General features: G+C 64.9%; 12 protein-coding genes. 6 read left to right on the forward strand and 6 right to left on the reverse strand.

The annotated features are described in order from the left end of the window. Positions 1-3,734 (forward strand): type I secretion C-terminal target domain-containing protein (locus NJH59_RS24100; protein WP_253087402.1); only part of this gene is annotated, 3,734 nt, incomplete at its 5' end. A gap of 124 nt (positions 3,735-3,858) precedes the next feature. Here the strand turns inward: NJH59_RS24100 and NJH59_RS24105 are convergent. After that, positions 3,859-4,224: a YbaN family protein gene (locus tag NJH59_RS24105; protein WP_043864128.1), complete on the reverse strand. Its 366-nt coding sequence runs from the start codon at positions 4,222-4,224 to the stop codon at positions 3,859-3,861. Between the two features lie 10 nt (positions 4,225-4,234). After that, complete coding sequence (locus tag NJH59_RS24110; RefSeq protein WP_054916593.1) at positions 4,235-4,822, reverse strand: YecA family protein; 588 nt, start codon at positions 4,820-4,822, stop codon at positions 4,235-4,237. Between the two features lie 245 nt (positions 4,823-5,067). Between NJH59_RS24110 and recQ the strand changes: the two genes are divergently transcribed. Beyond that, positions 5,068-7,200: a DNA helicase RecQ gene (gene recQ, locus NJH59_RS24115; RefSeq protein WP_043864126.1), complete on the forward strand. Its 2,133-nt coding sequence runs from the start codon at positions 5,068-5,070 to the stop codon at positions 7,198-7,200. A 118-nt stretch (positions 7,201-7,318) separates the two neighbouring features. Then, positions 7,319-7,753 carry a MarR family transcriptional regulator gene (locus NJH59_RS24120; protein ID WP_043864125.1) on the forward strand — a complete coding sequence of 145 codons (435 nt, stop codon included), beginning with the start codon at positions 7,319-7,321 and terminating at the stop codon, positions 7,751-7,753. On the opposite strand, the gene NJH59_RS24125 is transcribed toward NJH59_RS24120, so the two are convergent. After that, the gene (locus NJH59_RS24125) at positions 7,750-9,939 is read right to left on the reverse strand and encodes a patatin-like phospholipase family protein (RefSeq protein WP_043864124.1); all 2,190 of its coding nucleotides are present in this window, start codon (positions 9,937-9,939) and stop codon (positions 7,750-7,752) included. The two genes, NJH59_RS24120 and NJH59_RS24125, sit on opposite strands and share 4 nt — an antisense overlap. A gap of 70 nt (positions 9,940-10,009) precedes the next feature. Here NJH59_RS24125 and NJH59_RS24130 point away from each other — a divergent pair, with 70 nt between their 5' ends. Continuing rightward, positions 10,010-10,294, forward strand: coding sequence for a SelT/SelW/SelH family protein (locus NJH59_RS24130; protein ID WP_253087403.1), 285 nt, complete (start codon positions 10,010-10,012; stop codon positions 10,292-10,294). A 1-nt stretch (position 10,295) separates the two neighbouring features. On the opposite strand, the gene NJH59_RS24135 is transcribed toward NJH59_RS24130, so the two are convergent. After that, positions 10,296-11,180: a DMT family transporter gene (locus tag NJH59_RS24135; protein ID WP_253087404.1), complete on the reverse strand. Its 885-nt coding sequence runs from the start codon at positions 11,178-11,180 to the stop codon at positions 10,296-10,298. A 140-nt stretch (positions 11,181-11,320) separates the two neighbouring features. Here NJH59_RS24135 and NJH59_RS24140 point away from each other — a divergent pair, with 140 nt between their 5' ends. Continuing rightward, entirely contained in the window at positions 11,321-12,139 is an 819-nt protein-coding gene (locus tag NJH59_RS24140; protein ID WP_253087405.1) for a UDP-2,3-diacylglucosamine diphosphatase, read from the forward strand. Positions 12,140-12,164: 25 nt separating this feature from the next. On the opposite strand, the gene NJH59_RS24145 is transcribed toward NJH59_RS24140, so the two are convergent. Further along, on the reverse strand, positions 12,165-12,476 hold the full coding sequence (locus NJH59_RS24145) for a DUF962 domain-containing protein (protein ID WP_043864120.1): 312 nt from the start codon (positions 12,474-12,476) through the stop codon (positions 12,165-12,167). A 159-nt stretch (positions 12,477-12,635) separates the two neighbouring features. On the opposite strand from NJH59_RS24145, the gene NJH59_RS24150 reads away from it, so the two are divergent. Then, positions 12,636-13,721: an AraC family transcriptional regulator gene (locus NJH59_RS24150; protein WP_043864119.1), complete on the forward strand. Its 1,086-nt coding sequence runs from the start codon at positions 12,636-12,638 to the stop codon at positions 13,719-13,721. Here NJH59_RS24150 and NJH59_RS24155 read toward each other — a convergent pair. Further along, entirely contained in the window at positions 13,678-15,132 is a 1,455-nt protein-coding gene (locus NJH59_RS24155) for a TrkH family potassium uptake protein (RefSeq protein ID WP_043864118.1), read from the reverse strand. The two genes, NJH59_RS24150 and NJH59_RS24155, sit on opposite strands and share 44 nt — an antisense overlap. Between the last annotated feature and the right edge of the window lie 42 nt (positions 15,133-15,174).

Here is a 15,174-nt window from a genome sequence, read left to right on the forward strand (position 1 = left end):
CCAATGGCGAGGCGATCTACAAGGCCGACCCCAACTCGGTAGCGCCAACCGGCGCCAAGGACGTGTTCACCTACACCATCCGCGATGCGGACGGCGATGAAAGCACCACGACCATCACCATCAATGTCACCGACAGCAAGCTGGTGGCCTGCGCCGATACCGAGGTGAAAGTCTACGAAAAAGCGCTGGACCTGACCCAGGACCCGCAGGACCTGGCCCCGGGCACGGTGGTGGGCAGCAACCCTACCTCGCCTGGCGAGACGGGTATCGGCACCCTGGTCGGCTCGGTCACGGGCGGTTCCGGCGCGCTCACCTACACGCTGGTGGGCAGCACTACAGGTGCCTATGGGCAGATTCAGCTCAATGCCGACGGCAGCTACAAGTACACCCTGACCTCGGCGCCGCACATCGGCAACGGCGACGACGGGGCGAATATCGTCACGTCCGAGACCTTTACCTACAAGGCGACCGACCAACTGGGCAACAGCGTCACCAGCACCATCGTGATCAAGATCGTGGATGACGTGCCAAGGGCGGAGTCCGACAGCACCACGGTGGTGGAGGGCGGTACGGTCACCGGCAATGTGCTGGATAACGACACATTGGGGGCAGACGGCCCGGCCCAGGGCGGGGCGGTGGTGGGTGTGCGGTTCGGCGCCGACACCTCGACCTCGGCCATCGGCTCGCTGGGCGTGGGCATCGCCGGCACCTATGGCACCCTCATCCTGCATGCCAACGGCGAGGCCGAGTACAAGGCCAACCCCAATGCGGTGACGCAGGACGGTGCCCAGGACACCTTCACCTACACCATTCGTGACGCGGACGGAGACGAAAGCACCACCACCATCACCATCAATGTCACCGACAGCAAGATCGTCGCCTGCCCCAACAACGATGTCACGGTGTACGAGAAGGCCCTGGACCTTAGCCAGGACCCGAACGACCTCGCCCCCGGCACCGTGACCGGCAGCGACCCCGGCTCAGCGGGTGAAACCGCGACCGGCAGCCTGGTGGGCTCGGTCAGCGGAGCCAGCGGCGCGATCACCTATACGCTGGTGGGCAGCAGCACGGGCGCCTATGGGCAGATTCAGCTCAACGCCGACGGCAGCTTCAAGTACACCCTCACGTCCGCACCCAAAACCGCAGGCGGGCTCAACGACGGCCCCAACGTGGTCACCAGCGAGACCTTCGTCTACAAGGCTACCGATGCGGCCGGCAATTCGACCACCAGCAACATCGTGATCAATATCGTCGATGACGTGCCCACAACGGCTGACGCCGTGCGCTCGACCACACCGGGGCAGGTGGACACCAACGTCATGCTGATCATCGATGTGTCCGGCAGCATGGCCGACAATTCCGGGGTGCGCGGCCTGTCGCGCCTGGAGCTGGCCAAGGAGGCCATCGGCGCACTGCTGGACAAGTACGACGACATGGGCGATGTGAAGGTGCAGGTCGTCACGTTCTCCACCGGTGCCAGTGATCGCACCGACGTGTGGGTGACGGTGGCCGAGGCCAAGGCCCTGATCAAGGACCTGACCCCGGGTGGCTCGACCTATTACGACTCGGCAGTCAACGTGGCGCAGACGGCCTACCAGACGCCGGGCAAGCTGGAGGGGGCGCAGAGCGTCAGCTACTTCTTCTCGGACGGTGCGCCGACCTCGGGGCATGCCCTGACGGAAACGCGCACCGGCAACTGGGAGAACTTCCTGGGCGACAACGGCATCAAGTCGTATGCGATCGGGCTGGGCAGCGGCGTCAACACCGGCAATCTCAACCCGGCTGCCTATGACGGCAGTACCCACACCAATACCAACTCGGTGGTGGTCACCGACCTGGCGCAACTGGACAACGTGCTGTCGGGCACCGTGCAGGGCGCGCCGATCACCGGCAGCCTGATGAGCGGTGGCGACTTCGGTGCCGATGGTGGCTTCATCAAGTCGCTGTTGATCGACGGCACCACCTACACCTTCGACCCCAAAGGCAACGCCAACCAGCCCAGCTATGCAGCCAGTGGCGGCGCAGACCGCGGCACCTTCGACGCGAACACCCACAGCATCACGGTCAAGACCGCGCTGGGCGGGACGCTGGTGGTGGACATGGACAACGGCCAGTTCACCTATACGCCGCCCAAGGACAGCGGCAGCAATCAGGTGGAGACCATCCGCTTCGTGGCCAGCGACAACGACGGCGACCTGAGCGGTGCCAACCTGGTGATCAACGTCAACACCAATGCTGCGCCGGTGGCCGGTGCCGATCATGTCATCACCAATATCCTTGCGCCGAGCATCAGCGTGCCGGCCGCCGCCTTGCTGGCCAACGACAGCGACGCCAACCACGATCGCCTGAGTGCGGCGCCGATCACCTTCAACACCGGCTGGACCAAGGGGGCGGATTTCACGGCCGGCAACGGCAAGACGGTCATCACCTTCACCGGCCAGGACGACACGCTGGCCAATCAGGAGCGGGTTCTGGCGCGCAGTGCCTTTACCGGCGCAGCCGGGTCGATGACCGCGGCGCTGGTGGTCAGTGGCTACCTGGGGGCGGTGAGTGCTGCCAATGGCAATGACGAAGACGTGATCAAGGTAAGCCTGCGCGAGGGCGAAACCCTGACCCTGGACCACAACCGCACCGCTGATCGCAACTTGCTGATGCAGTGGAAGGATGAGGGCGGCACCTACCATACCATCGCCGATGGCGGCAGTTTCACCGCCAGCCATGATGGGGTGTACAGCATCCATCTGGTCAACCAGGTCAATGACGACGGCGGCAAGGGCGCAGAAAGCTACCAACTGAACATGTCGATCAACTACGCCGGGGCGCATGACTACACGCCCACCTACAACGGCACCTATACCGTCAGCGACGGCCATGGCGGCAGCGCCACGGGGGCGGTGGACATCACCTACCAGGCCGGCAGTACCCTGGAAGGCACCAGCCACGACGACGTGCTGCTGGCCGGGAGCGGTGATGACGTTCTCAATGGCGGTGCAGGCAACGACGTGCTGATTGGCGGCGATGGCAACGACAAGCTCTACGGGGGGGATGGCAACGACCTGTTGATCGGCGGCAACGGCAACGATCTGCTCGACGGTGGCGCTGGCAACGACACCGCCAGCTACGCCGGGGCGAGCGCTGGGGTGACGGTGAGCCTGGCGCTGACCGGTGAGCAGAACACGATCGGCGCCGGGCTCGACAAGCTGGTGTCGATCGAGAACCTGATCGGCTCCGACCACGACGACAAGCTGACCGGCGACGACAACGCCAACACGCTGATCGGCGGCCTTGGCAACGACATCCTGATCGGGGGCGGTGGTGACGATCTGCTGATCGGCGGGCCGGGCAACAATACCCTGACCGGTGGCGCGGGCAGCGATACCTTCCTGTGGCAACAGGGCAATACTGGCCACGACAAGGTGACCGACTTTACCCCGGGTACCGATCGGCTGGACCTCTCGCAATTGCTGCAGGGCGAGAACGCGACGTCGGCGTCGCTGGACGATTACCTGCACTTCACGGTGACGGGCACGGGCAACGGCGTGATATCGACCATCCAGGTGAGTGCGGTGGCCGGCGCGGCGCCGACCCAGACCATCGAACTGGCCGGCGTGGACCTTGCCCATCACTATGGGGTGACGGCGGGCGCGGGTGGGGTCATCTCGGCGGGCGCGGATACAGCCACGGTGATCAACGGGATGCTCAATGATCATTCGTTGAAGGTGGATACGGTGTGACATGAGGCGTAGATGGCGCAGCTGACCTGCCGCTGCCATCACGGGCCAAGCCCGCTCCCACAGGAGCAATGAAGTAGCTGTGGGAGCGGGCTTGGCCCGCGATGGGGTGGGCGCGTGGTTGCGCCTAGGTACGCTTGCGCAAGGTCTTCTGCCGCGCGATGTACACGGTCACCAGTACCGCACTGGTGAGCATGAACCCGCGTGCCCACGGCAAGGGCACCAGGTAGCACGAAAAACCTATGCTCAACCACATCAGCCCGATGGCGTATGCCTTGGCCTTGAGCGGAATGCCCTCACCGCCCAGGTAGTCGCGAATCCACGGCCCAAGCCGCGGGTGATTGACCAGCCATGCGTGAAAGCGGGGCGAGCTGCGCGCAAAGCAGGCTGCCGCCAATAACAGAAAAGGGGTGGTCGGCAGCACCGGGAGGAAGATGCCGATCACCCCCAACGCGACGCTGAGCCAGCCGATGGCCAGCAGCAGGTAGCGCATGGATGCAGACTCAGTGGTGGCGAGGCTTGAGCAGCGCAGGTTTCTCGTCCGGGGCATGGCACAGCAGGTACAAGGCCGTCAGCGCCTCGGGGATCTGCACGATCATGTCGTCCATAAGGTTGGCGTCGCTGGCGATGTCGGCGAACTCGGCCTCTTCGTCGAACAGGCCGGAACCGACCATGATCGGCAGCAGCATTTCGCTGACTTCTTCCTCGGCGCTTTCGAACCAGGCCGCTTCACGCAGGAACACTCCTTCCATGAAGCCGATGCACCAGCCGCGCAGCTCGGAGTCGTCCGGCTCGTCGCCAAGGTCCAGGTCGCACGGCAGCTCGAATTCCTCATCGCTGGCCAGTTGGCGGGCGATGTGATCCTTGAGCTTGATCAGTGTGCTTTCGATTTCTTCGCGCTGGGCCTCGTCCTTGTAGTGCGGCGGCTCGGCGAACAGGGCGTCGATCCATTCACGCTCGGGAACGGCTTCGGAGCAGATCGACAGCGCGGTCAGGTAGCCGTGTGCGGCAACGTAGTCCAGCGCTTCTTCGTGCAGCTCGTCAGCGTCGAGGAAGGCTTGCAGGCGGGTTAATTGCTCAGCGAAGGACATTACAGGGCTACCTTGGGAATAAACGATGCTGGAATTCTAGCATCTTGCGGCGCCTGCGAGGCAAAGGATGACGCCTATCGCAGAGCCCCCTGCACGGGCGCCGTGTCCGGTATAATGCCCGGCTTTTGCGCCCGGTCACGCCAGCATGCGGCCCCGGCAAAAGCCGCTTACGCAATTTCAGGTGTGGCGGGGAAGCTTTTCATCCAGCCTGTGGCCAGGATGGTTCTGCGATTTATGGAGTTTTTATGCTCGAACAGGCTCAGCGCGTCCTCAAGGACATCTTCGGCTACGACAGCTTTCGCGGGCGCCAGGGGGCGATCATCGAATGCGTGGCCAAAGGCGGCGATGCGCTGGTACTGATGCCCACCGGCGGCGGCAAGTCGCTGTGCTTCCAGGTTCCGGGGCTGCTGCGCGAAGGCCTGGCAGTGGTGGTGTCGCCGCTGATCGCGCTGATGGACGACCAGGTGGCGACCCTCGACGAGCTGGGTGTCGCCGCGGCTTCGCTGAACTCCACGATGAGCGCCGACCAGCAGCGCGAACTGGCCATGCGCATTCGTCGCGGCGAGCTCAAGATGCTGTACCTGGCCCCGGAACGCCTGGTGCAGCCACGCATGCTGGATTTTCTGCGCAGCCTGGACATCGCGCTGTTCGCCATCGACGAGGCGCACTGCGTGTCGCAATGGGGCCATGACTTCCGCCCTGAATACCTGCAACTGGGGCAACTGGCCGAACTCTTCCCCAACGTGCCGCGCATTGCCCTGACCGCCACCGCGGACATGCGTACCCGCGAAGAGATCGTCACCCGCCTGCACCTGCAGAACGCCGAGCGCTTTCTGTCGAGTTTCGACCGGCCGAACATCTTCTATCGCATTGTGCCCAAGGAACAGCCGCGCAAGCAGTTGCTGGCGTTCCTCAACGAGCGGCGCGGCAACGCCGGCATCGTCTATTGCCTGTCGCGCAAGAAGGTCGACGATGTGGCCGCGTTTTTGTGCGAGCAGGGGTTCCCGGCGCTGCCCTATCACGCCGGCCTGCCTGCCGAGACCCGCGCCAGCAATCAGCGCCGCTTCCTCAACGAGGAAGGCCTGATCATGGTCGCGACCATCGCCTTCGGCATGGGCATCGACAAGCCCAACGTGCGTTTCGTGGCCCACCTGGACCTGCCCAAGTCGCTGGAAGCCTACTACCAGGAAACCGGTCGCGCCGGCCGTGACGGCCTGCCCGCCGATGCCTGGATGGCCTACGGCCTGCAGGACATGGTGATGCTCAAGCAGATGCTGCAGAACTCCGAAGGTGACGAGCGTCACAAACGGGTCGAGCAGCACAAGCTCGATGCCATGCTGGCACTGTGCGAAGAGACCCGCTGCCGTCGCCAGACCCTGCTCAACTATTTCGATGAAGAACTGCCCCAGCCCTGCGGGCACTGCGACAACTGCGTCGACGGCGTGCAGACCTGGGACGCCACCGAGCCTGCGCGCCAGGCGCTGTCGGCCATCTACCGTACTGGCCAGCGCTACGGCGTGGGGCATCTGGTGGACGTGCTGCTGGGCAAGGACAACGAGAAGATCCGCAGCTTCGGGCACGAGAAGCTTGCCGTGTATGGCGTGGGCAAGGCTCGCGCAGAAGGCGAGTGGCGTTCGCTGTTCCGCCAGCTGGTGGCGCGTGGCCTGGCCGATATCGACCTGGAAGGCTATGGCGGGCTGCGCCTGTCCGATACGTGCCGGCCCTTGCTGCGTGGCGAAGTCACCCTTGAGCTGCGCCGCGACCTCAAGCCGCAGACCAGCAGCAAGAGCAGCAGCTCGGGCAGCCCGGCCAGCCAGCTGGTGCGCGGTGAGGAACGCGAACAGTGGGACGCCTTGCGCGCCCTGCGGCGCAAGCTGGCCGAGGAGCATGGCGTGCCGCCGTATGTCATCTTCCCCGACTCGACCCTGCTGGAGATGCTGCGCAGTCAGCCCGGCAGCCTCAGCGAGATGGCCCAGGTCAGTGGCGTGGGGGCACGCAAGCTGGAGCGCTACGGCCAGGCCTTCCTCGAGGTGCTGGGCGGCGCTGCAGAGGCCCCGGCCCCGGTCGCCGACCTGCGCCACGAGCTGATCAGCCTGGCCCGCGCGGGCATGACTCCGCTGCAGATCGCCGGCCAGCTGCAATGCAGTGAAAAGAACGTTTACAGCCTGCTGGCCGAGGCCATCGGTCGCCAACAGCTGTCACTGGAACAGGCGCTGGACCTGCCCGAGGACCTGATGGGCGAGATCCAGGACGCGTTCCTCGACGGCGAAGGCGAGTTGCCGCCGGTGTCGGCGATCATCGAGCAGTTTGGCGGACGCGTGCCTGAGGGCGTGCTGTATTGCGTGCGCGCCGCACTGGCGGCCGAGTTCGAGATGTAGAAAGGTTGTTTGTCATCATTTATGACGATTATGCAGCGCCTGCCGACGGCATGAGCCTTGCCTAAGGCCCAAGGGCATGATTAGCTGCCTATTAATTAGTTCTGATGATGAGTTTCCTATGCCGTTGACCGATCACCACCGTTTCGGGATGCAGTTGGCCCATATGTCCCGGGGTTGGCGCGCCGAGCTGGACCGCCGCCTGGCCGGGCTCAACCTGTCGCAGGCGCGCTGGCTGGTGCTGCTGCACCTGGCGCGCTTCGACGAGGCCCCCACCCAGCGTGAACTGGCGCAGAGCGTGGGGGTTGAAGGGCCGACCCTGGCCCGTCTGCTCGACAGCCTCGAGGCCCAGGGCCTGGTCAAGCGCCAGGCCGTGCTGGAGGACCGGCGCGCCAAGAAGATCGTGTTGTGCCCGCCCGCCAAGCCGTTGATCGACCAGATCGAGACCATTGCCAACGCCTTGCGCGTCGAGCTGTTCGAAGGCATCGACGAAGAAGAGCTGCGCGTGTGCATGCGGGTGCACGCGCGCATCCTGGGCAACCTGGAGAAGTCCTAGAAGGTCTGCCCCAGGTTGAGGTAGAACGCCTTCTGGTTCTCGGTGTTCATGCCGTAGCTGAAGTTCAGCGGCCCCAGCGGCGTTTCGAAGCCCAGGAAGATGCTCGCGGCGTTGATGTAGCCGCTGTCGAACTCGTTGTCGTTGTTCCAGGCGCGGCCGCGTTCCAGCGAGCCGCCCAGATACAGCGGGAAGTCCAGCGGCAGGTAGGAGCGCGGGGTCAGGCGCCGGTAGTAGACCATGCGCATCAGGCTCAGGTTCTGGCCTGACACCGAGTCCTGGCGAAAGCCCGACAGCTGCCGGGCGCCGCCCATCACGAAGCTCGAGGTGACCACCTCGGCATCATCCAGAGTCCGCGCATAGCGACCGCCGAATACCCAGGTGTTCGGCCCGCTGCTCAGGGCCTTGTCCAGTTTCATGTCCCATTGGCGATAGCGCTGGTCGGAGCCCAGGCCCGGCTCGAACTGGCGCAGGGTCAGGCTGACGTCTTCGCCGCTGTGGGGGAAGTAGACGTTGTCCAGGGTGTCGAACGAATACTTGAGGTCATAGAAGCCTTCGTTGAAGTTCACCTTGGGCAGGCCCTGTTCGCCGATGCGTACCTCGGCCTGCCCCCAGGCCTGGCCCACCCCCAGGCGCACTTCGCCGTTGTTGCCGATCTGGCGGCCAAGGTTGAGCCCGAAGCCATAGCGTTCCAGGCGGTACTCGGCGATGGGGTCGTTGTCCAGGGTGGCCTCGATGTTCTGCGAGCCGATGTCCAGGTAGGGCGCCACGAAGTAGCGCGACCCGGTATCCAGCGGCTGGTAGAACTCGCTGTAGAGCTCCTGCTTGTCGCCGATCTGGGCCCGGGTGAGCCACTCGGCGCCCAGGCGGTTGATGCCGTTGACGCGGTAGCTGGCGCCCAGGTTGAAGGCGCTGTCGCCGCGCAGGTCATCGGACAGGTTCAGCCCCAGCCGCAGATAGTCGGTGCCGCCACGTCGGCCCCGAGCGTTGATCACCAGGGTGTTCTCGTCGCCCTTGTGCACCACGCGGTACTGCACCCGGTCGAAGTAGTCCAGGCCGTACAGGGTGCCCATGTCGGTGCGCAGGCGGTCGAGCTCCAGCGGTTCGCCGATGGGCTGGCGAATGTAGTAGCGGATCACGTCGTCACTGACCTTGGAGTCGTTCTCGACCTTGATGGCGGTGATCACCGGGGTGCGTTGCCCGGCCGAGCGCGCCTCGGCCAGTTGCACCGCCGTGTCGTTGACCCGGCGCAGGCTGGCCAGGCGCGGGTCGAGCAGGCGGGTGGCGCGGTAGCCGGCGTCGATCATGTCCTGGGCCCGGCCGAAGTCGGTGACGCCAAAGCTCGACAGCGGCGGCTGTACCAGGATGTCGTCGCGGTGCAGCGAGGCCAGTTGCTCTTCGGAGTTGCGCCGGGTCATCAGGGTGATCGACTGGTTGAGCACATCGACCACCGTGGCCAACTGCTTGCGATTGCGCAGCGGCGTGCCGATATCTACGACGATCGCCATGTCCACACCCATCTCACGCACGATATCCAGCGGGATGTTGTCGACCATGCCGCCGTCGACCAGCAGGCGGCCGTCCAGCTCGACCGGGGCGAACACCGCCGGGATCGACATGCTGGCGCGGATCACCTGGGGCAGGTGGCCCTTGCGAAACACCACTTTCTCGCCGCTGGCGATATCGGTGGCCACTGCGCGGAACGGGATCGGCAGCTTGTCGAAGTCACGGGTGTCACTGGCGTGGGCCAGCAGGCTTTCGAGCAGCAGCGCCAGGTTCTGCCCCTGGATCACCCCCAACGGCAGGCCCAGGCTGCCGTCGTCGCGAAAGCTCAGGCGCTGTTTGACCAGGAAGTCGCGGTCGTCCTGCTTGCGCCTGAAGGGGATGTCCTTGCGCGGCGGTGCATCGGACAACGCCTGCTGCCAGTCGATGGCCAGGGCCAGCTTCTCCAGCTCGTCGATCTTGTAGCCCGAGGCGTACAACCCGCCGATCACCGCGCCCATGCTGGTGCCGGCGATGGCGTCGATCTTCACCCCCTGTTCTTCCAGCGCCTTGAGCACACCGATGTGGGCCAGGCCGCGCGCCGCGCCGCCGGACAGCACCAGGCCGACCTTGGGCCGGGCGGCCTCGGCGGCGCAGAGGGCAAGGGAGGTAAGGGACAGCAACAGGCACAACAGCAGACGACGCATCGCGGCTCTCGGAGCAAAGGCTAAAGGTGGCTAGTATAAGCGCGACCACCTATCAGGAGACCGTTACCCCATGTCCGTATCCAAACCCGAAATTGTCATTACCTATTGCACGCAGTGCCAATGGCTGCTGCGCGCCGCCTGGCTGGCCCAGGAACTGCTGAGCACCTTCAGTGACGACCTGGCCCGGGTGGCCCTGGAACCGACCACGGGCGGCAACTTTCGCATCACCTGCGATGGCGTGCAGATCTGGGAACGCAAGGCCGATGGCGGTTTCCCCGAGGCCAAGGTGCTCAAGCAGCGGGTCCGCGACCAGATCGACCCGCAGCGCGACCTGGGCCACAACGACCGCGCCTGACTCAGCCGCCGGAGGTGGCGGGTGCGGTGTGTGGTGCGCCGGCGGCCAGACGGCTTGAAATCACGATGGCCAGAATGATCAGCACCCCGCCCATCAGCATGCGCAAGGTGGGCTGCTCGGCGAAGATCACCCAGGCCATGGCGATGCCGTAGACCGGCTCCATGGCAAACACCACGGCGGCGGTACGGGCCTTGATCACCGCCAGGCTGGCCACGAACAGGCTGTGTGCCACGCCGGTGCAGAACACCCCCAGCAGCCCCAGCCACAGCCAGTCCAGCGCGCTCACCGAAGGCAGCAGCGGGCCCGCCACCGGCAGCAGACACAGTGCCACCACGGCGTTCTGGCACAGCGCCGCCTGTACCGCCGGAATGTGCCGCGAGCCTGCACGGTTGAGCAGTGACAGCAGGGCGAACAGCAACCCCGAGAACAACGCCCACAGCAGCCCGCTGGTGGCCTGGCTGGCGAGGTCGAAATCGGGCGTCACCAACACCAGGCCGATGCTCACCAGCAGTACCAGCAAGGCTTCGTTGCGACGGATGCGCTCACGGAACAACAGCCCTTCCAGAATGCCCGTGAACGCCGGGAAGCTGGCAAAGCCCAGGGTCGCGATGGCCACGCCGGCCACCTTGACCGCGACGAAGAAGCTGACCCAATGGCCGGCCAGCAACATCCCGGCCAATGTCAGCCCGCGCCAGTCCCGCGCCTTCAGGGGTTGCCAGTGTTGTCGGGCAACGCCGACGAAGATGGCCAGGGCCAGCACGGCGAAGGCCGCACGGCCGAACACGATGACCGACGGGCCGGCACTGGCCAGCTTGCCGAACACGCCGGTCAGGCCGAACAACAGTGCGCCTGCATGCAGGGCGCCCAGGGCGGTACGAGGGGTCATGGCGGGCGGTTGCCTTGGATCGGGAGTACAGGCCACGCAGTGTACATGCGCCGACGGCCTGTCACAGGACTGCCGCACTACGGTCATGGTCGATTCACTGCCCACAGGCAAGCTCGCACAAACTCTCCCGGAGCCTGCCCATGACCCATGCCGAGCTTTGCAAACCTTCGCGCAAGCAGCGCGTGCGCACGCTGTGGATCTCGGACGTGCACCTTGGCACCCGCGACTGCCAGGCCGAGCATCTGTCGCAGTTTCTCAAGGGCTACCAGACCGATCGCATCTACCTGGTGGGCGACATCATCGACGGCTGGAAGCTGCGGGGTGGCATGTACTGGCCCCAGGCCCATACCAACGTGATCCGGCGCCTGCTGACCATGAGCAAGCGCGGCACCGAGGTGATCTATGTGACCGGCAACCACGACGAGTTCCTGCGTCGCTACTCCAAGCTGGTGCTGGGCAATATCCAGCTGGTGGACCAGGCCGAGCACCTCACCGTCGACGGCAGGCGGCTACTGGTGATCCATGGCGACCAGTTCGACGTGATTACCCGCTATCACCGCTGGCTGGCCTTCCTGGGTGACTGGGCCTATGAACTGACCCTTACCCTCAACCGCTGGCTCAACCACTGGCGCGCGCGGTATGGCTATGGCTACTGGTCGCTGTCGGCCTACCTCAAGCACAAGGTCAAGACGGCGGTGAGCTTTATCAGCGACTTCGAGGAGGCGATTGCACGCGAATGCGTCAAGCGAGGGTTTCACGGGGTGGTGTGCGGGCACATCCACCACGCCGAAATCCGCAAGGTGGGGGAGGTGGACTACCTCAATTGCGGCGACTGGGTGGAGTCGTGCACTGCCTTGATCGAGCACTGGGACGGCACGATCGAGCTGTACCGCCTGGCCGACGCCCAGGCCCGTGAGGCCCTGCGCCAGGCCCGGGCGGTGGGTGAGCCCAGCCTCTAGGCCACGCGCAGGGGGCGGGCGATGGTCAGAACTGCACCTTGCCGCGCAGCATGTCGCGGTACAGGACAAAATCGCCCAGCAGGCTGTAGAAGGGGTAGGTGAAGGTGGCGGGGCGGTTCTTCTCGAAAAAGAAGTGGCCTGCCCAGGCAAAGCCGTAGCCGGCCACCGGGACCGCCAGCAGCAGCCAGCCGTTGGCACTGGCCAGGGCGTAGGCCAGCAGGGCGATCACCAGGCTGGTGCCGACGAAGTGCAGGCGGCGGCAGACAGGATTGCTATGCTCACCCAGATAATACGGATAGAACTCGGCAAAGCTGTTGAAGCGTGGGGGGCTGTTCACTGCGTCGCTCCCGTATCGGTCGAAGGTGGCGAAACATGCACGGCGTGGAGCCTGAACCGAGTCTAGAATTGTGTCGCAGTATCAGTCAGTGACAATAAGCGCCACTTTAGTATCCTTTGCGTTCACCGCAGGAGCGGTCTTACCCAAAAGAAGCCAGCCATGAGCGAAAGAACCACGTCAGCAAGCTGGGCCTCGGGGATCGTCAAGGCACTTGAATTCGAAGGGCTCGATTGCCCTGCGCTGTTCAAGCAGCTCGGCCTGGACTTCGCCGCGCTGGACGACCCCGACGCACGTTTCACCCAGGACTCCATGACCCGCTTGTGGCAACTGGCCGAAGAGTTGTCGGGCAACCGTGCCATCGGCCTGAACATGGCGCGGGTGGTGCGCCCGGCATCGTTTCACGTGGTCGGCTATGCCTTGATGTCCAGCCGCACCCTGGCCGAGGGGTTCGAGCGCCTGGTGCGTTACCAGCGCATTATCGCGGAGAGTTCCGACCTGAGCTTTCGCCTGGGGCCGGAAGGCTACTCGCTGGTGCTGACCGTGCATGGCGATCACCTGCCGCCCACCCGGCACAGCGCCGAGGCCTCGCTGGCCTGCGCCCTGGCGCTGTGCTGCTGGTTGAGCGGGCGCACCATCCAGCTGCGCCGCGTGCTGGTACAAGGCCCGCAGCCTCAGGATATAGAACCCTACAAGCAAGCGTTTCGTGCCCCGCTGGTGTTTGGCGCGCCCCACGATGCGCTGGTGTTCGAGCGCGCCGACATGGAGGCGCCGTTGCCCACGGCCAACGAGGCCATGGCGATTCTGCACGACCGTTTTGCCGGCGAGTACCTGGCGCGTTTTTCCGAAAGCCGGGTGACCCACCGTGCACGTCAGGTGCTGTGCCGCATGCTGCCCCAGGGCGAACCCAAGCGCGAAATGGTCGCCCAGGCCCTGCACCTGTCGCAGCGCACGCTGCAGCGGCGCCTGCAGGAGGAGGGCACCAGCTTTCAGACCCTGCTCGACGATACCCGTCGCGAACTTGCCGAGCAGTACCTTGCGCAGCCGAACATGACATTGCTGGAGGCTGCCTACCTGCTGGGTTTTGCCGACCCGAGCAACTTCTTCCGGGCTTTCCGGCGCTGGTTCGACCTCACCCCCGGGGAATACCGCACACGCATGGAGCTGGCGCGCAGTGCCGGCCCCGAGGCGTCGGCCCAGGGCGTCAGTGCCGCCAGAACGCCGGCATGCACAGAACCAGCACCGTAATGATCTCCAGGCGGCCCAGCAGCATGCCGCCGGCCAGGATCCACTTGGCGGCGTCGGGCAGGGTGGCGAAGTTGCCCGCCGGGCCGATGGTTTCGCCCAGGCCCGGGCCTACGCCGGATACGGTGCTGGCCGCGCCGGTCAGGGCAGTCATCCAGTCCACGCCCAGCAGCGAAAGCAGCAGCGCGATGATGCAGATGGTGATGGCGAAGAAGAACGAGAAGGTCAGGATCGACCGCACGATCTCTTCGTCGAGGCGGTGACCGTTGTATTTCTGCTTGATCACCGCACGCGGGTGAATCAGCTGATTTAGGCTGGCCTTGAGCAGAATGTAGGCTACCTGGAAGCGGAAGATCTTGATCCCGCCCGCGGTCGAGCCCGAACAGCCGCCGATGAAACCCAGGTAGAAGAACAGCATCAGCGAAAAGTTGCCCCACAGGCTGTAGTCGCCCAGGGCGAAGCCGGTGGTGGTGACCACCGAGGTCACGTTCAGCGCCACGTGGCGCAAGGCATCGAACCACGGCAGGCTGGTGGTGGCCCAGTACCAGGTACCCAGCACCACCCAGGTGGCCACCAGAAGGCCGAGCAGGCCCTGTACCTGCTGGTCCTTGATCAGTGCCTTGCGGTTGCCACGCATCGTGGCCACGTAGAGGGTGAACGGCACACTGCCCAGGATCATCACCACCACCGCCACCCAGTGCACGGCCGGCTGGTCCCACTTGGCCAGCGACTGGTCGGAGGTGGAGAAACCGCCGGTGGAAATCGCCGACATGGCGTGGTTGATGGCATCGAACGGGCTCATGCCGGCCAGCCAGAACCCCAGCCCGCCGATGGTGGTGATGCCCACGTACACCGCCACGATCGACTTGGCGACCATGTGCGAGCGGGGCATGACCTTTTCGGAGCGGTCCGAGGACTCGGTCTGGAACAGGCGCATGCCGCCGATGCGCAGCAGCGGCAGGATCGCAACCGCCATGCCGATGAAGCCGATGCCGCCCAGCCAGTGCAGCAGCGAGCGCCATATCAGGATGCCCGGCGACATGCTGTCCAGGCCACTGAGCACGGTGGCGCCGGTGGCGGTGATGCCCGACATGCTCTCGAAGAAGGCATCGGTGTAGCTGATGTGCTGGGTCAGCAGGAACGGCAGGGCGGCGAAGATGCACACCACCAGCCAGCTGCTCACGGTGAGCAGGTACATGTCGCGCGGGCGCAGGTGCACGTGCTCGGGGCGCCCGGGTATGACCAGGGCCAAGCCGGCAATGAAGGTGATCAGGCTGGCCCACAGAAACGACGGCAGGTCGCCGGTGCGCTCGTAGATGACCAGGGTGGCCATGGGCACGGTCATGCTGATCGCCAGGGTAATCAGGAAGATGCCGATAATGAAACCGATGATCCTTAAGGTCGGCAACGCCATGTGATCTGCTCTGGGTTGAAACGGAGGGGCGCCATTCTACCT

The organism is Pseudomonas sp. VE 267-6A, from assembly GCF_024126555.1.
GTDB lineage: Bacteria > Pseudomonadota > Gammaproteobacteria > Pseudomonadales > Pseudomonadaceae > Aquipseudomonas > Aquipseudomonas palmensis.